The sequence below is a fragment of the Gordonia sp. BP-119 genome, from assembly GCF_016924115.1.
GTDB classification, from domain to species: domain Bacteria; phylum Actinomycetota; class Actinomycetes; order Mycobacteriales; family Mycobacteriaceae; genus Gordonia; species Gordonia hongkongensis.
Genome location: NZ_JAFFZF010000006.1, coordinates 59456 through 78020, shown reverse-complemented (window position 1 = coordinate 78020; position 18565 = coordinate 59456). Strand labels below are relative to the sequence as shown.

Annotated in this window: 16 protein-coding genes; 6 read left to right on the top strand and 10 right to left on the bottom strand. The window is 68.5% G+C overall.

Features of this window, described 5'->3' with window-relative positions; all coding sequences use genetic code 11:
* Positions 1 to 3: 3 nt before the first annotated feature.
* Genes pgl through tkt form a run of 5 tightly spaced genes read right to left on the bottom strand, consistent with a single transcriptional unit; the run spans position 4 to position 6507 of the window.
* The gene (gene pgl / locus JW364_RS05795; RefSeq protein ID WP_205333433.1) at positions 4 to 741 is read right to left on the bottom strand and encodes a 6-phosphogluconolactonase; all 738 of its coding nucleotides are present in this window, start codon (positions 739 to 741) and stop codon (positions 4 to 6) included.
* Positions 738 to 1670 carry a glucose-6-phosphate dehydrogenase assembly protein OpcA gene (locus JW364_RS05790; RefSeq protein WP_205333434.1) on the bottom strand — a complete coding sequence of 311 codons (933 nt, stop codon included), beginning with the start codon at positions 1668 to 1670 and terminating at the stop codon, positions 738 to 740. Before JW364_RS05790 ends, pgl begins: the two co-directional genes overlap by 4 nt.
* A gap of 49 nt (positions 1671 to 1719) precedes the next feature.
* Entirely contained in the window at positions 1720 to 3273 is a 1554-nt protein-coding gene (gene zwf, locus JW364_RS05785; protein WP_205333435.1) for a glucose-6-phosphate dehydrogenase, read from the bottom strand.
* A 6-nt stretch (positions 3274 to 3279) separates the two neighbouring features.
* Positions 3280 to 4401 carry a transaldolase gene (gene tal / locus JW364_RS05780; protein ID WP_205333436.1) on the bottom strand — a complete coding sequence of 374 codons (1122 nt, stop codon included), beginning with the start codon at positions 4399 to 4401 and terminating at the stop codon, positions 3280 to 3282.
* A gap of 27 nt (positions 4402 to 4428) precedes the next feature.
* Complete coding sequence (gene tkt, locus JW364_RS05775) at positions 4429 to 6507, bottom strand: transketolase (protein WP_137808835.1); 2079 nt, start codon at positions 6505 to 6507, stop codon at positions 4429 to 4431.
* 371 nt (positions 6508 to 6878) lie between these two features.
* Between tkt and JW364_RS05770 the strand changes: the two genes are divergently transcribed.
* Positions 6879 to 7874 carry a heme o synthase gene (locus JW364_RS05770; protein ID WP_205333437.1) on the top strand — a complete coding sequence of 332 codons (996 nt, stop codon included), beginning with the start codon at positions 6879 to 6881 and terminating at the stop codon, positions 7872 to 7874.
* 7 nt (positions 7875 to 7881) lie between these two features.
* Here JW364_RS05770 and JW364_RS05765 read toward each other — a convergent pair whose 3' ends face one another.
* Positions 7882 to 8856 (bottom strand): quinone oxidoreductase, encoded by a 975-nt coding sequence (locus JW364_RS05765; protein WP_205333438.1) that lies wholly within the window; start codon positions 8854 to 8856, stop codon positions 7882 to 7884.
* A 32-nt stretch (positions 8857 to 8888) separates the two neighbouring features.
* On the opposite strand from JW364_RS05765, the gene JW364_RS05760 reads away from it, so the two are divergent.
* Complete coding sequence (locus tag JW364_RS05760; RefSeq protein ID WP_058250374.1) at positions 8889 to 9275, top strand: hypothetical protein; 387 nt, start codon at positions 8889 to 8891, stop codon at positions 9273 to 9275.
* A gap of 13 nt (positions 9276 to 9288) precedes the next feature.
* Here JW364_RS05760 and JW364_RS05755 read toward each other — a convergent pair whose 3' ends face one another.
* The 4 genes from JW364_RS05755 to mptB form a co-directional block, all read right to left on the bottom strand.
* Complete coding sequence (locus tag JW364_RS05755) at positions 9289 to 10347, bottom strand: heme A synthase (RefSeq protein ID WP_205333439.1); 1059 nt, start codon at positions 10345 to 10347, stop codon at positions 9289 to 9291.
* Positions 10344 to 11174 carry an ABC transporter permease gene (locus JW364_RS05750; RefSeq protein ID WP_058250375.1) on the bottom strand — a complete coding sequence of 277 codons (831 nt, stop codon included), beginning with the start codon at positions 11172 to 11174 and terminating at the stop codon, positions 10344 to 10346. The genes JW364_RS05755 and JW364_RS05750 overlap by 4 nt, the downstream gene beginning before the upstream one ends.
* Positions 11171 to 12160 carry an ABC transporter ATP-binding protein gene (locus JW364_RS05745; protein ID WP_374100795.1) on the bottom strand — a complete coding sequence of 330 codons (990 nt, stop codon included), beginning with the start codon at positions 12158 to 12160 and terminating at the stop codon, positions 11171 to 11173. The genes JW364_RS05750 and JW364_RS05745 overlap by 4 nt, the downstream gene beginning before the upstream one ends.
* Positions 12161 to 12268: 108 nt before the next feature.
* Positions 12269 to 14089, bottom strand: coding sequence for a polyprenol phosphomannose-dependent alpha 1,6 mannosyltransferase MptB (gene mptB, locus JW364_RS05740; protein WP_205333463.1), 1821 nt, complete (start codon positions 14087 to 14089; stop codon positions 12269 to 12271).
* A gap of 133 nt (positions 14090 to 14222) precedes the next feature.
* On the opposite strand from mptB, the gene JW364_RS05735 reads away from it, so the two are divergent.
* From JW364_RS05735 to sufC, 4 genes are read left to right on the top strand one after another with little or no spacing between them, the layout of a single operon-like run.
* The gene (locus JW364_RS05735; protein WP_205333464.1) at positions 14223 to 15065 is read left to right on the top strand and encodes a metalloregulator ArsR/SmtB family transcription factor; all 843 of its coding nucleotides are present in this window, start codon (positions 14223 to 14225) and stop codon (positions 15063 to 15065) included.
* Complete coding sequence (sufB, locus tag JW364_RS05730) at positions 15062 to 16510, top strand: Fe-S cluster assembly protein SufB (protein ID WP_058250379.1); 1449 nt, start codon at positions 15062 to 15064, stop codon at positions 16508 to 16510. Before JW364_RS05735 ends, sufB begins: the two co-directional genes overlap by 4 nt.
* Entirely contained in the window at positions 16510 to 17697 is a 1188-nt protein-coding gene (sufD, locus tag JW364_RS05725; protein WP_205333441.1) for a Fe-S cluster assembly protein SufD, read from the top strand. Before sufB ends, sufD begins: the two co-directional genes overlap by 1 nt.
* 57 nt (positions 17698 to 17754) lie before the next feature.
* Positions 17755 to 18528 (top strand): Fe-S cluster assembly ATPase SufC, encoded by a 774-nt coding sequence (sufC, locus tag JW364_RS05720; protein ID WP_058250381.1) that lies wholly within the window; start codon positions 17755 to 17757, stop codon positions 18526 to 18528.
* Positions 18529 to 18565: the final 37 nt, after the last annotated feature.

Sequence of the window (18565 nt, the reverse complement as noted above, 5' to 3'; positions counted from 1 at the left end):
CGGTCACCGGATGTCGGCGGCGGCCGCGTCGTCGAGGAACCAGATGGTCTCCTCGGTGCCGCGCGCCCCGGCGGCGGGCCAGTCGGCCGGGTCCGCGCCACCGTGTGCGGCACCGACCGCCTCGGCCTTGTCGGCGCCGGCGACCAGGAACCACACCTGCCGGGAACGGTTGACGACGGGCAGGGTCAGGGTGATCCGGCGCGGCGGCGGCTTCGGCGAATCCTCGACGGCGACCACCGACTTCGTGGTCTCCGCGGTGGCCGCAGTGTGCGGGAACAACGAGTTGATGTGTCCCTCACCGCCCATGCCGAGCAGATGGAGATCGAACTCCGGCGCCACGCCGTCGCTCGACCGGCCGGCGAGAATCGCGGCGTAATCCGCGGCGGCGGCCTCGATGTCGTCGCCGAGCGGTCCGTCCGACGGCGCCATCGGGAACACCCGCGACGGGTCGACGGGCACCTTGTCGAGCAGCGCCTCGCGCGCCTGACCCGAATTGCGTTCCGGATCGTCGGCGGGGACGAAACGGTCGTCGCCCCAGTAGATGTCGATTTTGGACCAGTCGATGGTGCCGCTGTCGGCGGCGAGCGCGGACAGGAGGCCGATCCCGTTGCTGCCGCCGGTCAGCACCACACTCGCGACGCCGCGTTCGGCCTGGGCTCGGGTCACGAGATCCACGAACCGGCTCGCGGCGGTCTCGACGAGTTCCTGCTTGGAGCCGAAGACGAGGGTCTCGGTGGTCATCGGGCGGCAACTCCTTCGGTGTCATCTGTGAACTCGACCTCGGGCACACCCTTGAGTGCTTCGATGTACACCTCGTCGGTGTCGAGTCGTCGTAGCTCCTCCGCGATACACGCGGGAAGTTCACGTCGGCCCATGGCGACGCGTCCATCGGGTTTGCCGGGCATCGTCAGCACGGCGTTGTTCTCCTCGTCGACGGCGAGGATGGTCGGACCGTCGTCGCGGTGGAGTCGGATCTCGAAACTGCCGCGGCGGCGTCGCGTCGGGACGTTCAGGGTGGACCGCAGCCAACCGGCGATCAGGTCCACCGAGGGCGAGTTCTGCGACCCGGTGACCACGACCTCGGTGATCGGGGTGTGCGGCGGTCGGTCGACCGCGGACGCGAGGATCGCGCGCCAGTGGGTGATGTGGGTCCAGGCGAGGTCGGTGTCGCCGGGGGAGTAGGTCTCGAGGCGCTGCGCCAGCACCGCGAGCGAGTCGCCCGCCTTGCTCGCGTCGACGATGCGCCGGTGCCCGAGTTTGCCGAGCGGATCGTCGGCGGGGCGTCGTGGTCCCTTGCCCGGCCACCAGGTGACGACCGGGGTGTCGGGGAGGAGGAAGGGGGTCACCACGCTGTCCGGATGGTCGGCGAGTTCGCCCTGCAGCGACAGCACGACCACCTCGGAGGCGCCGGCATCGCCGCCCACGCGGATCTGCGCATCGAGCCGTGAGTCGCCTTCACGCACACCGCGATACACGACGATGACGCGGCTGGGGTGCTCGCGGCTCGCGCCGACCGCCGCCTCGATGGCCCCTTCCATCGGCTCACCGAGTTCGACGCACACGACCAGGGTGAGCACGCGACCCAGACTCAGCGCGCCGCCTGCGGCGCGCACCTCGATGATCTTCTTGGCGACCTTTCCGGTCGACGTGTCGGGCAGTTCGACGATCATCGGGAGGCCTCCTGAACGGATCGGACGGTGCGGGCGTACGGACGTCTCGTCACGGCCGGCGCCACGCGCGACCGGTGCGGGCCATCATCTCCTCGGCCGAACGCGGCCCCCACGTCCCGGACTCGTAGGTGTCGGGCGACCCCGACTCGGCCCAATGGTCGAGCACCGGATCGAGGATGCGCCACGACAATTCGACTTCCTCGTTGACGGGGAACAGCGAGGGTTCACCCAGCAGGACGTCGAGGATGAGACGCTCGTACGCCTCCGGCGAGGCCTCGGTGAAGGCGGTGCCGTAGCTGAAGTCCATGTTGACGTCCCGGACCTCCATGCTCGACCCGGGGACCTTCGACCCGAATCGGAGGGTGATGCCCTCGTCCGGCTGGACCCGGATCACGAGCGCGTTCTGGCTCAGTTCCTCGGTCATGGTCTGGTCGAACGGCAGGTGCGGAGCGCGCTTGAAGACGAGTGCGATCTCGGTGACGCGACGGCCCAGGCGCTTTCCGGTGCGCAGATAGAACGGGACCCCTGCCCAGCGGCGGGAGTCGACCTCGAGGGCGATGGCGGCGAAGGTCTCGGTCTTCGAGTCCTTCGCGAAACCCTCCTCCTCCTTGAGGCCCGGCACCCTCTCGCTGCCCTGCCAACCCGGTCCGTACTGACCGCGGGCGGTGTTCTCGTCGATCGGCAGGACGTTGCGCGTCGCGGCGAGGACCTTGATCTTCTCGGCCTGTAACTGCTTGGGCTCGAAGGAGATCGGCTCCTCCATCGCGACCAGGGCCATGAGCTGCAGCAGGTGGTTCTGGATGACGTCGCGTGCCGCGCCGATCCCGTCGTAGTAGCCCGCCCGGCCGCCGAGACCGATGTCCTCGGCCATGGTGATCTGGACGTGGTCGACGTAATGCGAACTCCACAGCGGATCGAACAACTGATTGGCGAACCGCAGGGCCAGGATGTTCTGGACGGTCTCCTTGCCCAGATAGTGGTCGATGCGGAACACCGACGACTCGGGGAAGACGTTGTTGACGATCGCGTTGAGTTCGCGTGCGGACTCGAGATCGTGACCGAACGGCTTCTCGATCACCACCCGTCGCCAGCTGTCGCCCGTCGGCGTGGCGAGACCGCTGCGCTCGAGCTGCTCGCAGACCGTCGGGAAAGCCCCCGGCGGTATCGACAGGTAGAACGCGTGATTGCCGTCGGTCCCGCGTTCGACATCGAGCGACTTGAGCGTGTCGCGCAGCCTGTCGAAGGCGGCGTCGTCGTCGAATGCGCCCTGCACGAACCGGAATCCCTCGGCGAGGCGTTCCCACACCTCTTCGCGAAATCCGGTCCGTGCGTGTTCACGGACGGCGTCGTGGACGATGGCGCCGAAGTCCTCGTCGGTCCAGTCACGCCGGGCGAAGCCGACGAGGGCGAACGACGGTGGCAGGAGGCCGCGGTTGGCGAGGTCGTAGACCGCCGGCATCAACTTCTTGCGGGCGAGGTCGCCGGTGACCCCGAAGATGACCAGGCTGCACGGTCCCGCGATGCGCGGCAGCCGTTTGTCCTGCGGGTCACGGAGCGGATTGGTCCACGAACCGGTCCCGGTTGACTCCTCGCCTCCCGCCACCTGGGGTCAGCCCTTGTTCGCCGCGGACAGTTGCTCGGCGGTCGCGCTGAGCAGATCGTTCCACGCGTCCTCGAACTTGCTGACGCCCTCGTTCTCCAGGACCAGGAAGACGTCGGACAGGTCGACGCCCACCGCGACGAGCTTGTCGAAGATCTCCTGCGACTCGGCGGCGAGACCGATGATCGACTCGGTGTTGACCCAGCCGTGGTCGGCGAAGGCGTCCATCGTCTTGCCCGGCATCGTGTTGACCGTGTTGGGTGCGACCAGCTCGCTCACATACAGGGTGTCCGGGTAGTCGGGGTTCTTCACACCGGTCGACGCCCACAGGGCGCGCTGCGGGCGGGCGCCCTTGGCGAGCAGGTCGGGGAAGCGGGATTCGACCTCGAAGACCTGCTGGTACGCCGAGTATGCGAGGCGCGCGTTGGCCAGTGCCGCCTTGCCCTTCAGGTCGGTGGCCTCCGGGGTGCCGATGGCGTCGAGCCGCTTGTCGATCTCGGTGTCGACCCGCGACACGAAGAACGAGGCGACGGAGTGGATCCGGGAGAGGTCGTGGCCGGCCTGGGCGGCGGCGTCGAGGCCGTCGAGGTAGGCGGCGATGACCTTCTCGTAGCGCTCGACCGAGAAGATCAGCGTCACGTTCACGCTGATGCCCTCGGCGATGACCTTGCTGATCGCGGGGAGCCCGGCCTCGGTGGCCGGGATCTTGATGAGCAGGTTCGGCCGGTCGACGATCTTCCACAGCTCCACGGCCTGTGCCACCGTGGCGTCGGTGTCATGGGCGAGGCGCGGATCGACCTCGATCGACACGCGTCCGTCGACGCCGTCGGTCGACTCGAAGGTCGAGGCGAGCACGTCACAGGCGTTGCGCACGTCGTCGGTGGTGACCGTCCGGATGGTGGCGTCGACGTCGGCGCCCCGTGCGGCCAGCTCGTTGACCTGGTCGTCGTAGGCATGGCCCGACGACAGCGCGGCCTGGAAGATCGACGGGTTGGTGGTCACCCCGACGACCGACTTGGTGCTGATGAGTTCGGCGAGGTCCCCTGAGCTGATCAGGTCCCGGGACAGGTCGTCCAGCCACACCGACACTCCGGCGGCGGACAGTTCGGCGAGCTTCTCGTTCTGGGTCACGATTCTCTCCTTGTGGGTTGTGGTCGCTCAGCCGGCGACGGCGCGCTCGGCGGCCGCGGTCACGGCCTCGGCGGTGATGCCGAACTTGGTGAACAGCACCTTGTAGTCGGCGGAGGCCCCGAAGTGCTCGATCGAGACGATCTCGCCACCGGCGCCGACGATGCGGTACCACGGCATGGCGATGCCGGCTTCGACGGCGACGCGCGGAACCGACGGCGGCAGCACGTGGTCGCGGTACCCCTGCGGTTGCTCGTCGAACCACTCGACACAGGGCATCGAGACGACGCGGGCCTTGATTCCCTTCTCCGCCAGTGCTTTCTGTGCGTCGACGGCCAGGTACACCTCGGAGCCGGTGCCGATGAGCACGACGTGAGGGTCACCCTCGGAGTCGCTCAGGACGTATCCGCCGTTGGCGACGCCCTGCGCCGAGGTGCCCTCCAGGATCGGGATGTTCTGGCGGGTGAGCGCCAGGCCGACCGGATGGTTCCGGCGGGTGAGCAGGTGCTGCCAGGCGTACGCGGTCTCGTTGGCGTCGGCCGGCCGGACGACGTCGAGATTCGGGATCGCGCGCAGCGCGGCCAGGTGCTCGATCGGCTGATGGGTCGGGCCGTCCTCACCCAGACCGATCGAGTCGTGGGTCCAGACGTAGATCGGATCAATCTCCATCAGCGCCGCGAGGCGGACCGCGGGACGCATGTAGTCGGCGAACTGCAGGAACGTACCGCCGTAGGCGCGGGTCGGCCCGTGCAGCGCGATGCCCGACAGGATCGATCCCATGGCGTGCTCACGGACACCGAAGTGCAGGGTGCGGCCGTAGGGGTTGGCCGACCACTTCTTGGTGCTGATCGAGGTCGGTCCGAACGACGGCTCGCCGTCCATGGTGGTGTTGTTGGAGCCGGCCAGGTCGGCCGAACCGCCCCACAGCTCGGGCAGCACGGGCGCGAGCGCGCCGAGCACCTTGCCCGATGCGCTGCGGGTCGCGACATCTTTGTCGCCGACGTTCCAGCTGGGCAGCACGTCGGTCCAGCCCTCGGGCAGTTCGTGAGCGGTGAGCCGGTCGAACAGCTTCTTGGCGTCGGGGTTCTTCTCCGCCCAGGCATCGAACGACGACGTCCACGCCGTGCGCTCCTCGGCACCGCGGTCGATGAGCTTGCGGGTGTGGCCGATCACCTCGTCGGTGACCTCGAAGTTCTTCTCCGGGTCGAAACCGAGGACCTTCTTCGTCGCCGCGACCTCGTCCTCGCCGAGCGCCGCGCCGTGGGCCATGCCGGTGTTCATCATGTTGGGGGCGGGGTAGCCGATGATGGTGCGCAGGCAGATGATCGACGGCCGGTCGATGACCTGCTGGGCCGCCTCGATCGCCGCCTCGATGGCGACGACGTCCTCGCCGCCCTCCACGGTCTGCACGTGCCAGCCGTAGGCCTCGTAGCGCTTCGCGACATCCTCCGACAGCGCGATGTCGGTGTCGTCCTCGATCGAGATCTGGTTCTGGTCGTAGAACACGATCAGGTTGCCGAGCTGCTGGGTGCCTGCCAGCGAGCTGGCCTCCGACGTCACGCCCTCTTCGATATCGCCGTCGGAGGCGACGACGTAGATGTAGTGGTCGAACGGGCTCTGTCCGGGCGCCGCGTCGGGGTCGAACAGGCCGCGTTCGCGTCGGGCGGCCATTGCCATGCCGACCGACGAGGCGAGACCCTGACCCAGCGGGCCGGTGGTGATCTCGACGCCGCGGGTGTGGCGGAACTCGGGGTGGCCCGGCGTGAGGGAGTCCCAAGTCCGCAGCGCCTCGATGTCGGACAGCTCGAGACCGAACCCGCCGAGGTAGAGCTGGATGTAGAGCGTCAGGCTCGAGTGTCCGCACGAGAGGACGAAGCGGTCGCGCCCGGCCCAGTCGGTGTCGGTCGGGTCGTGACGCATGACTCGCTGGAACAAGGTGTAGGCGAGCGGAGCAAGGCTCATCGCGGTACCGGGGTGTCCGCTTCCGCACTTCTGCACTGCGTCGGCCGCCAGAATCCGGGCCGTGTCGACGGCGCGGGTGTCGAGGTCGGTCCAGTCGTCCGGGTGGCGGGGGGTGGTCAAAGCGCGGATCTCGTCTGTGTCGGCCACGATGCTGAAGGTCTCCTGTGCCTGCTCGGTGCGATTCGTACTCGGTCGGAGGTCGTAGAAGGGGCGATGGGTACCAGGGCGACCGGTACCAGCGTGATCGGTGTAGGCGTTGATCGGTATCGGCGCTGACCGGTGTCGGCCACCGACGATCGTCGGCGCGTACGCGTCCAGAGTAATCGGCGCCGGCCGCGCGTTGCGCGCCGACCGATGGTTACCGGCGAGTTCTGGCGTCATCGCCGGTCGAGAGCTCGCGCATGGCGGTGCCATGCCTCGATTCACGGTTCGCAGAGGCAAACGTCTACCATGCTCCGTAGTAGCCCGCGGGCGTCTGTGCGGGCGGACGAGGAGTGTTCGTGAGGATAGGGGAGCGTGTGAGCGGGAACAGTTCCGCCGCATCTCACTCGACCGACACCGCATCGAATCCGCAGGTATCGACCGAAACGGTCGCACCGGCCGATCAATCGTGGGCCGGGCGTGTGCGTGCGACGGTGCTCGCCTACATCGCGCTGACCAAGCCGCGTGTCATCGAGTTGCTTCTCGTCGCCACGATCCCGGTCATGCTGCAGGCCGACCGCGGCCACGTCGACATCGCGGTCATCGCCTTCACCCTCATCGGTGGCTGGCTCGGCGCCGGCAGCGCCAACACCCTCAACATGGTGGCCGACGCCGACATCGACAAGAAGATGAAGCGCACGGCCCGGCGTCCGCTGGCCCGCCGCGCGGTCGCGCCGCGGAGCGCGCTCATCTTCGGTCTCGCGTTGTGGGCGGCGTCCTTCGCGGTCCTGTACTTCGCCGCCAACCTCCTCTCGGCGCTGCTGGTCTCGGCGACGATCCTGTTCTACGTCGGCGTCTACACGCTGATCCTCAAGCGTCGGACCTGGCAGAACGTGGTCTGGGGCGGCGCCGCGGGTTGTATGCCGACCCTGGTGGGGTGGGCCGCGGTCACCGGTTCGCTGAGCTGGCAGCCGATCGTCCTCTTCGCGGTCATCTTCTTCTGGACGCCGCCGCACACCTGGGCGCTGGCGATGCGCTACAAGGAGGACTACAAGGCGGCCGGTGTGCCGATGCTCCCGGTGATCGCGACCGAGAAACGCGTCACCCGCCAGATGCTGATCTACACGGTTCTCACCGTGGTGACCTCACTGCTGCTGATCCCGGCGACGAGCTGGATCTACACCGTGATCGCGCTGACCGCCGGCGGCTGGTTCCTGGAGCGTGTGACCAAGCTGTACCGCGACACCAAGCGCGGTGCCGAGGTGGCACCGCTGAAGGTGTTCCTGCAGTCCAACGAGTATCTCGCCATCGTCTTCTGCGGCCTCGCGATCGACGCGGTCGTCGGCCTGCAGACCATCTCGTCCTACTTCTGAGCGCGGCTCACGTCCCGGCCGGCAACAGCACCGTCGAACCCGTGGTGACACGTGCCTCCAGGGCGGCGTGTGCGGCAGCCGCATCGGCCAATCGGTAACGCTGGCCGACGCGCACCTCGACACTGCCGTCGACGATCGCCTCGAAGTACTCACCGGCCCGGCGGTTCAGTTCCTCGGCCGTGTCGGTGAAGTGAGCCAGTGTCGGCCGCGTCACCGACAGCGACCCCGCCGCGTTGAGACGCTGGAGGTCGAACGGCGGAACCGGCCCGCTCGCCGCCCCGAAGAGCACGATGATCCCCCGGACCGCGGTCGACGCCAGCGACTGCTCGAAGGTGTCCGCGCCGACGCCGTCGTAGACCACCGGCACGCCACGTCCGTCGGTGAGGTCACGGACGCGGGAACTCAGGTCCTCCCCGTAGGGCAGGACGTGATCCGCCCCGGCGGCGCGCGAGAGTTCCGCCTTCTCATCGGACGAGACCGTCGTGATGACCGTCAGTCCGCGGCGCTTCGCGAGCTGGGTGAGGATCAGGCCGACACCACCGCCACCGGCGTGCACCAGGATCGTATCGCCGGCCCGGGGATGAGCACTCCCGTCGAGGAGATAGTGCGCGGTGAGACCGCGGAGCAGCGACGACCCGGCCACCGCGTCGTCGACCGCGTCGGGTACCGGGACCGCCTTCGACGCCGCGACCGCAACAAGCTCGGCGTACGAACCGGGGGCCGCACACCACGCCACCCGCTGACCTTCCTGCAGCGACGTCACATCCGAGCCGGTCGCGACGACGACGCCCGCGCCCTCGGTACCGGGGATGTAGGGCGGTGTGGAGGGGTACAGGCCCCGGCGCAGATAGGTGTCGATGAAGTTCACGCCCACCGCTGCGGTTCGGACGATCACCTCGTCGGCGGCCGGGATGGGATCGTCGACACTGCCGAAGGTCAGGACGTCGGGTCCGCCGTGGCGGGTCACCTGGATAGCTCGCACGACACCGTTCTACACGCCGGGATCGCCCCGGTATGCTGACCCCCATGACGAACACCACCGACGACGAGAAGTCGGGCACGCAGCAGAAGGTCGAGGCACCCACCGAGGTCGTCGCCTCGGTACGCAAGTTCGTCGAGCGCGAAGGTGGCAGCGCGAAGGTCGTCCTCCAGGCGATCGGGGACGCCGGTGTGCGGATCACGCTCGTCGGCGACGCCAACGGCATCCTCGGGGACCGGGTCGTGCCCGATCTCGCGACCGCGCAGGCCGTGGTCGACGCCGTCGACGGTCTCGAGATTGCCGAGTGGGACCGTGACCTCACCTCGGAGACCACGGTGTCGACGTCGCACTACCGCAAGATGGCGGGTTGGGTCGCGCGGCAGAAGCGCTTCCCGCGTGCGCGCAACCGCGCCATCCTCTGAGGCCGGAGTTCGATCAGGCAGGCTCGCGCAGCGGGTCTGCCTTTTTCGTGGCCGGATCCTTGTCGATCGGGTTCCGCGCGATCAGGAGCTGCCAGGTGGCGCCGATGAGCAGGACCGCACTGCCGAACATGTGCGCGATGACGAGGGCGATGGGCAGATCGGTGGCGAACTGCACGAACCCGATCAGGCCCTGAAGCAGCAGGAGCAGCATGAACACCACTGCCGAGCGCTGTTGCGGCCGCGCGAACACCCGTGCGTAGACGAGGGCCGCGATCGCGAGCCCGACGAGGGTGAAGACGGCGTCGGCGTGCAGCTGTGTCGCGTTGCCGGGGTCGAGACCGTTCCGCGGGGCGTCCACATCGCCGGCATGCGGGCCGGAGCCGGTCACGACCGTGCCGAGGTAGATCGTGCCCCAGGTGACGAGATAGACCAGCCAGGCGAGGTAGATGCCGAGTCGGCGCGTGGCGGTCGAGGGAGCGTCGGCGTCGGGCGATCCGGGCGCGGTCGGCGTCGGATACGGACGCATCCGGTAGACGAGCAGGGTGGATGCGGAGACCAGCGCCATGGACAGCAGGAAATGCAGCGCGACGACCCACGGGTTGAGCTGGGTCAGGACCGTGATCCCGCCGATCACCCCCTGGAACGGGATGCCGAGCGCGATGAGGGTGACCAGCCACTTGTCCCGGCGCGCCGCTCCGGCTGACCGCAGGACGGCGACCCAGGTCGCGATGGCGATGACGATCAGCACGAAGGTGAGCAGACGGTTGCCGAACTCGATCGCGCCGTGCATGCCCAGTTCGCCGTGCGGCACGAACGACTCGTCGGTGCACCGCGGCCAGGTCGGGCAACCGAGGCCCGAGGCGGTCACGCGCACGGCGCCGCCGGTGGCCACGATGCCCACGTTCGAGACGAGCAGGGCGATGGCCCAGCGATGCACGAATCGTGCGGTCGGACGGCCGAAGCCGAGGACGAACCGCCACGGACCGGTCAGCGGCCGGCGCGCTTCGCCGGCGGCCGCGGCATGATCGCCCGACCGGGCCGTCGCCGGGGCGTTCGAAGTATCGGATGTCATCGGAATCGGAACCACCTCACCGCCAAGGTGCCGGCCACCGCGGCCCACACCAGCAAGACACCCACCCCGAAGGCGTCGAACGAACCCTCCGAGGCCATCTCGAGCGCCTCGCTCAATGCCCCCGACGGGATGCACCGCGCGATCCAGTGCACGGCGTCGGGGATGTTGGAGTCGACGACGACCAGACTGCCGAGGCCGATGAACGCGAACCACAGCAGGTTCGCCAGTGCCAGCACGACCTCGGCCTTCAGGGTGCCGCCGAGCAGCAGCCCAAGAGCCGCGAAGCACGCGGTGCCGACCGCGAGGACCACCGCACCGATGAGCAGACCGACGGGGCTCGGTCGCCAGCCGAACGCGGCGCCGATCCCACCGAGGATCACCGACTGCAGCGCGACCACCACGAGGACCGCGATCGACTTGCCGGCGATGATGCCCCAGCGCGGTATCGGCGTCGCGCCGAGGCGTTTCAGCGCGCCGTAGCGACGGTCGAACCCGACGGCGATCGCCTGTCCGGTGAACGCCGTCGACATCACCGCGACGGTCAGGATCGCCGGGACGAACAGCGCCGCCCGCTCGGCGGGGCCGTCGCCGAACCCGGTGTCGATCGGCAGCAGGCACAGACCGACGAGCAGCGTGATCGGGATGAACATCGTGAGGAGCAACTGCTCGCCGTTGCGGAGCAGGAGCTTGAGTTCGAGGCCGCTCTGCGCGGCGATCATCGCCGGCAGCGACGCCGCCCGGGGAGCGGGGCGGAACAGACCGTCGGGGAATGTTCCGGCAGCACGGTCGGCGGGGCGGGGGAGCCCGGTGGGTGCGGATGAGGTCACGGTCGAAGGGTCCGTCCGGTGAGATCGAGGAAGACGTCTTCGAGGCTGCGGGTCTCCACGCGCAGATCGGTCGCGAGGACGTTGATCTTGGCGCACCAGGCGGTCACCGTGGCCAGCACCTGCGGCGTCATCGGACCGATGACCAGATACGAGCCGGGGGTGGCCTCCGTGCAGTGGTAGTCCTCGGGCAGGGCCAGCACCAGCATCGACAGGTCGAGTCCACGTGGTGCGGTGAAGCGCAGTTCGTTCTCGGCGCCGGTGCTGGTGAGGTCGGCGGGTGTCCCGTCGGCGACGACGCGGCCGTGATCGATGATCGCGACGTGGTCGGCGAGTTCCTCGGCCTCGTCCATCAGATGGGTCGTGAGCAGGACGGATGCTCCGTCGGCCCGGAGCCGGTCGATGAGTTCCCACACGACGAGGCGGGCGTGGGCATCGAGTCCGGCGGTCGGTTCGTCGAGGAAGACCAGTTCGGGGCGGCTGACGACCGCGCAGGCGAGGGCTAGGCGCTGCTGCTGGCCACCGGACAGACGTCGGTAGGACGTACGACGCACCTCGGTCAGCCCGAGTGCGTCGAGCAGGAACTCGGGATCGATGGGATCGGCCGAATACGCGGCCACCAGGCGCAGCATCTCCTCGGCCCGGGCTCCCGGATAGGCGCCACCGCCTTGCAGCATGACGCCGATGCGGCGCCGGAGCGCGTCGTTGTCGGCGATGGGATCGAGACCCAGGACGCGGACGCTGCCGGCGTCGGGCGCGGTGAAGCCCTCGCAGATCTCGACGGTCGTGGTCTTGCCCGCGCCGTTGGGACCGAGCAGGGCGAGGATCTCGCCGCGTTCGAGGGTGAGATCGAGCCGATCGACCGCGGTGCGATCACCGAAGCGCTTGACCAGACCGCGGACCTCGACGGCCGCCGCAGAGGCGGCCGGGGTGCCGGCGGAGGCGGCGGAGGCGGCTGACCCGGGATCGCGGAGCCGACGATCGTTCACCCGATCGTCGTCGTTGATCTGCCGAGAGGTCGTGCTGCGCACACTGGTCAGACTAGGCGCTCGGAGCCCAGGGACGAAAAGCGGTGACCGGGCACACGGCGCATGCGCTCATCGTCGTGCCGACGCCGACCCGGCCGTCGCCTCGTCGTCGTCCGACACGGGCCCGCGGCGGCGTCGCCGACGGGGCGCGCGGTCCTCGAAGAACAGGGCGGTGAGAACCGCGACCATGATCACGCCGGCCAGAAGTCCTTGTGCCAGAACCACTCCGCTCGTGTTGGAACTCGTGGGCATCACCACGATGGCGATGATCGCCGACGCCGCGATGGTGGAGATCCGGAACCAGGCGCCGGTGGCCCACGCGGCCAGCGGGATCACGGCCCACAGGAGGTACCAGGCCTGCACGAACGGGAAGAACAGCACGACTGTGGCCATCGACACACCGAGTGCGCCGAGTGGGTGGAGCCGGCCGCCGAGCGTGGCGAGCATCCACCGGACGATGAACAGGGCGGCGACGAGCTGGCCGATGGGCCGGGCCACCTCGAGGATCGCCTGCGTGTGCTCACCGAGGCCGAGGGTGACACCGATCCGGCCGGTGGTCACCGACAACAGGGTCGGCATCGACATCCACGAGCGGACGATCTCGCCCGTCGACAACGTGCCCGTCCAGCCGAAGCCGAGCCCGGTGCCGAGGGAGATCCCCATCATCACGATGCCCAGGACCACCACGTAGAAGGCCGCCGACGCGCTCAGCATGTACACCGACCACCGGGAGCGACCCCACCATTCCCGGATCGGCGTGTGGCGGAGCACGGGCAGGGTGGCGCCCCACCGCATGGCCAGCGCGATGCCGACGAAGCCCAGGGCGAGCATCGAGGTGACCTTGATCATCGCTGACGCCGCGAGTACCGCACCGCCGCCGATGAGCAACCAGCCCGCTCGGGTGGGGACGAAGGTCCCGGGTCGGCGGAGTCGTTCGGCGCCGTAGATGGCGCGGAAACTCAATTCGAGACCGACCAGCATCAGGCCGAGCATGAGGGCCTCGTTGTGGATGCCGCCGACGAGATGCAGGATGACCAGCGGGTTCATCGCGCCCAGCCAGAGTGCGGCCACCGACGAGACCCCGCAGCGGCGGGCCAGGCGGGGGAGTGCCCAGACGATGAGCGCGACGCCGATCAGTGCGACGACGCGGTGCAAGAAGATCGCGGCGGTGATGTTGTCGCCGGTGACCTTGGTGATGCCCTCGCCGATCCACAGGAAGAAGGGGCCGTAGGGCGCGGGGGTGTCACGCCAGAGGTTGGGCACCGACCTGGTCAGGATGTGGTCCACGCCGAGTCCGCGGACCGGACTGACCGAGTACGGATCCATGCCCCGGAAGGCGATGGCGCTCTGCGCGAGATACGAGTAGATGTCCTTGCTCAGCAGCGGCGGCGCCACGATGATCGGGGCGATCCACAGCATGAGGGTCCGGTCGGCCTGGCGGCGGCTCATGCGGCGCTCCGGGCTCCGGCCGTGGCGGACCTCGACGCTGAACCGGCCGACTGCGAACCGGCCGAGCAACAACCACGCGACGACCAGGGTGATCGCGCCGCCGATGGACAGCGCGAGGGCGGTGCCGAACATGCGTGACGGCAACGACAGGACGCGCATCCCGGCAACGGGGTTCTGCAGTACGGGTACCGCACCGGTCCCGAGGGCGCCGATGAGGATCAGTACCGAGCCGGTGGCGCCGAAGAGCTTGATCCGGCGGAGCCGGCGGGTCTCCTCGGCGTTGAGCGGGCCGACCTCGCGCTCGTCGTCGTGTAGGCGGGCCACGGTCTTGCCGTAGTCGCCGGGTTCGGCGCCGGCAGCGGCAGGGCGCTGTTTGCGCAGTCCGAGATAGTCGAGCAGGGCGACCAACCGGGTCCAGACGAGTCCGAAGTAGTCCGGCACGCGGCGCGGAGCTGTGGTTTCGGGCACACGACGACTGTAATCGCCGGGCGTGGTGGCCTCACGACCCCCTGCGATAAGGGCACCCTTGCTGGCAGCAGGGAAGTAATTACGTCACACTCGTGTTGTGAAAACCATGCGGAACGATGTTGTGCTGCCTTCTGGCAGTGTCGGCGCCGTGCCCTCCGCTGGTACGGGTGCCGGAGTGACCGGCGGTGTCGACGCGCACCATGACGGTCAGACCCGGGAGGCCGTGATCACCCTGCTCGTCGAAGACGGCCCGCTCACCGCCGGCGACATCGGCGAGCGCCTCGGCATCTCGGCGGCCGGCGTGCGTCGCCATCTCGACGCCCTGACCGGCGCCGGGGACATCGAGGTCGCCTCGCCGGGGTTCGGCCAACGCGGCCGGGGCCGGCCCGCCAAGTACTTCCAGCTCACCGCTTCCGGACGCGGCAAGATGCGCCACGCCTACGACGACCTGGCCGGTGCGGCGATGCGAAAGCTGCGTGATCTCGGCGGCACCGACGCGGTCGCCGAGTTCGCGCGCGAGCGCGTCGAACGCATCGTGGCCGGCGTCCGTCCCAGCACCGGCCCGGTGACCGTCGCCGACACGGTCGCCGAGATCGCCGACGCGCTCACCAGCGCGGGGTACTCGACCAACACGCGTCAGGTCGGGACCGGCATGCAGATCTGCCAGCACCATTGCCCGGTGGCGCACGTCGCCACCGAGTTCCCGGAGCTGTGTGAGGCGGAGACCGCGGTCTTCACCGAACTGCTCGGCACGCACGTGCAGCGTCTGGCGACCATCGCCAACGGTGACTGCGCCTGCACCACCCATGTGCCGATCCACCCACCGCCGGGTGGGACCACCGAAGACCGACCCGGGGCCGTCGCGGACCCCGATACGCAGCCCGTATCGCCCCGCGCCACCCCCAACCAGACACCGACCGCCACGACAACCCGAAAGGCCACGCGATGACTGTCACCGATCCGGCCACCCCGACCCCAGCGGCGCCCCTCACCCAAGAGGAGACGATCGCCGCCCTCGGCAAGTACGGCTACGGCTGGGCCGATTCCGACGTCGCGGGCGCGAGCGCCAAGCGCGGACTGTCCCCGGCGGTCGTCGCCGACATCTCGGCGAAGAAGAGCGAGCCCGAGTGGATGCTCGAGCAGCGCCTCAAGGCCCTGAAGATCTTCGACAAGAAGCCCATGCCCGGCTGGGGTGCGGGGCTCGAGGGCATCGACTTCGACAACATCAAGTACTTCGTGCGCTCCAGCGAGAAGCAGGCCGCCACGTGGGACGACCTGCCCGAGGACATCAAGAACACCTACGACAAGCTGGGCATCCCCGAGGCGGAGAAGCAGCGTCTCGTCTCCGGTGTCGCGGCGCAGTACGAGTCCGAGGTCGTCTACCACTCGATCCGTGAGGACCTCGAGAAGCAGGGCGTGATCTTCCTCGACACCGACACCGCGCTCAAGGAGCACCCGGAGATCTTCCAGCAGTACTTCGGGACCGTCATCCCGGCGGGCGACAACAAGTTCTCCGCGCTCAACACCGCGGTGTGGTCGGGTGGGTCCTTCATCTACGTGCCGCCGGGTGTCCACGTCGACATCCCGCTGCAGGCATACTTCCGGATCAACACCGAGAACATGGGCCAGTTCGAGCGCACGCTGATCATCGTCGACGAGGGTGCCTATGTGCACTACGTCGAGGGCTGTACCGCGCCGATCTACAAGACGGACTCGCTGCACTCCGCGGTCGTCGAGATCATCGTGAAGAAGGGCGGCCGCTGCCGCTACACGACCATCCAGAACTGGTCGAACAACGTCTACAACCTGGTGACCAAGCGCGCGAAGGCCGAGGCCGGCGCGACCATGGAGTGGATCGACGGCAACATCGGTTCCAAGGTCACCATGAAGTACCCGGCGGTCTGGCTGACCGGCGAGCACGCCAAGGGCGAGGTCCTCTCGGTCGCGTTCGCGGGTGAGGGCCAGCACCAGGACACCGGTTCCAAGATGGTCCACCTCGCGCCGAACACCTCGAGCAACATCGTCTCCAAGTCGGTGGCCCGAGGCGGTGGCCGGGCGTCGTACCGCGGTCTGATCAAGATCAACAACGGTGCGCACGGCAGCCGGTCGACGGTGAAATGCGATGCGCTGCTGGTGGACACCATCTCGCGCAGCGACACCTACCCGTACGTCGACATCCGCGAGGACGACGTGACGATGGGCCACGAGGCGACTGTCTCGAAGGTCAGCGACGACCAGCTCTTCTACCTGATGAGCCGCGGTCTGACCGAGGACGAGGCGATGGCCATGGTGGTCCGCGGCTTCGTCGAGCCGATCGCCAAGGAACTCCCGATGGAATACGCGCTCGAGCTCAACCGCCTGATCGAGCTCCAGATGGAAGGAGCTGTCGGCTGATGGCCGATCCCACATTGCCCGTGACCACTCCCGGCTCGGCGGCGCCCGTCGTCAACAAGGGCGAGATGTTCACCTCGTTCGACGTCGACGCCTTCGAGGTGCCGAGTCCCCGCGAGGAGGCGTGGCGGTTCACCCCGTTCCGTCGTCTCCGCGGGTTGCACGACGGATCCGCGCAGCGGACCGGCGAGGCGACCGTGGAAGTGACCGGAGCGTCCGAGGGCGTCAAGGTCGAGACCGTCGGTCGCGACGACAAGCGGCTCGGCCAGGGCGGCGTGCCGTTCGACCGCGTTGCCGCGCAGGCGTATTCGTCGTTCACGCAGGCGACCGTGGTGACCGTCGGCCGCGAGGTCGAGCTCGCCGAGCCGGTCACCGTCACGGTCACCGGCCCCGGCGAGGGCGAGACCGCCTTCGGCCACACCCAGATCCGGCTCGAGGCGTTCGCGCGCGCCGTCGTCGTCCTCGATCAGAAGGGCAGCGGCACGTTCGCGGAGAACGTCGAATTCGTCGTCGGCGACAGTGCCGCACTGACCGTCGTGAACATCCACGACTGGGAGGACGACGCCGTCCACGTCGCGACGCATCACGTGCGCGCCGGTCGTGACTCCGTGGTCCGCCACTTCGCGATCAGCTTCGGCGGCAACCTGGTTCGGCTGTCGCCGATCGTCCACTACGACGCGCCCGGTGGCGATGTCGAGATGTGGGGTCTGTACTTCGCCGACGCCGGCCAGCATCTCGAGCAGCGACTCCTCGTCGACCACAGCCAGCCGCACTGCCGCTCGAACGTCGTCTACAAGGGCGCGCTGCAGGGCGACGTCTCCGGCGATCGCAGCCGTGAGGCCCACACCGTGTGGGTCGGCGACGTGCTGATCCGCGCCGAGGCCGAGGGCACCGACACCTTCGAGCTCAACCGCAACCTGGTGCTCACCGACAACGCGCGTGCCGACTCGGTGCCGAACCTCGAGATCGAGACCGGCGAGATCGTCGGTGCCGGACACGCCAGCGCCACCGGTCGTTTCGACGACGAGCAACTGTTCTACCTGCAGGCCCGCGGCATCCCCGAGGACCAGGCCCGACGCCTCGTCATCCGCGGCTTCTTCGGCGAGGTGATCGCCAAGATCGGTGTGCCCGAGCTGCGCGAGCGTCTCTCGGCGGCGGTCGAGCAGGAACTCGAACTCGCCGGCGCCTGACCGCCGATCACCCTCGCCATCCGAACTTCCCAGCCCGGAGAAAGAAATCCTGAGACTATGACCACACTGGAAATCCGTGACCTGCACGTCGATGTCGCGCAGACCGACGCCGACGCCGAGCCCATCCACATCCTCAAGGGTGTCGACCTGACCGTGAAGTCGGGGGAGACGCACGCGATCATGGGCCCCAACGGTTCCGGCAAGTCGACGCTGTCCTACGCCATCGCCGGTCACCCCAAGTACGAGGTGACCTCGGGGTCGATCACCCTCGACGGTGAGGACGTCCTGGAGATGAGCGTCGACGAGCGAGCCCGCGCCGGACTGTTCCTCGCCATGCAGTACCCCGTCGAGGTGCCCGGCGTCTCGATGTCGAACTTCCTGCGGACCGCCGCCACCGCCGTGCGCGGTGAGGCGCCGAAGCTGCGCCACTGGGTCAAGGAGACCAAGGAGGCGATGACCTCGCTCGACATCGATCCGTCGTTCTCCGAGCGCAGCGTCAACGAGGGTTTCTCCGGCGGTGAGAAGAAGCGTCACGAGATCCTCCAGCTCGATCTGCTCAAGCCGCGGATCGCGATCCTCGACGAGACCGACTCGGGACTCGACGTCGACGCCCTGCGGGTGGTCAGCGAGGGCGTGAACCGGTACAAAGAGCGCGACAACGGCGGGATCCTGCTGATCACGCACTACACGCGCATCCTCCGCTACATCAAGCCGGAGTTCGTGCACGTCTTCGTCAACGGTCGCGTCGTCGAATCCGCCGGTCCCGAACTCGCCGATGAGCTCGAGGAGAAGGGTTACGAGCGTTTCACCTCGGCTGCCAAGGCCGGCTGAGACCGCCCGACCGATCCGAGCCGACCAGCACAGGAGG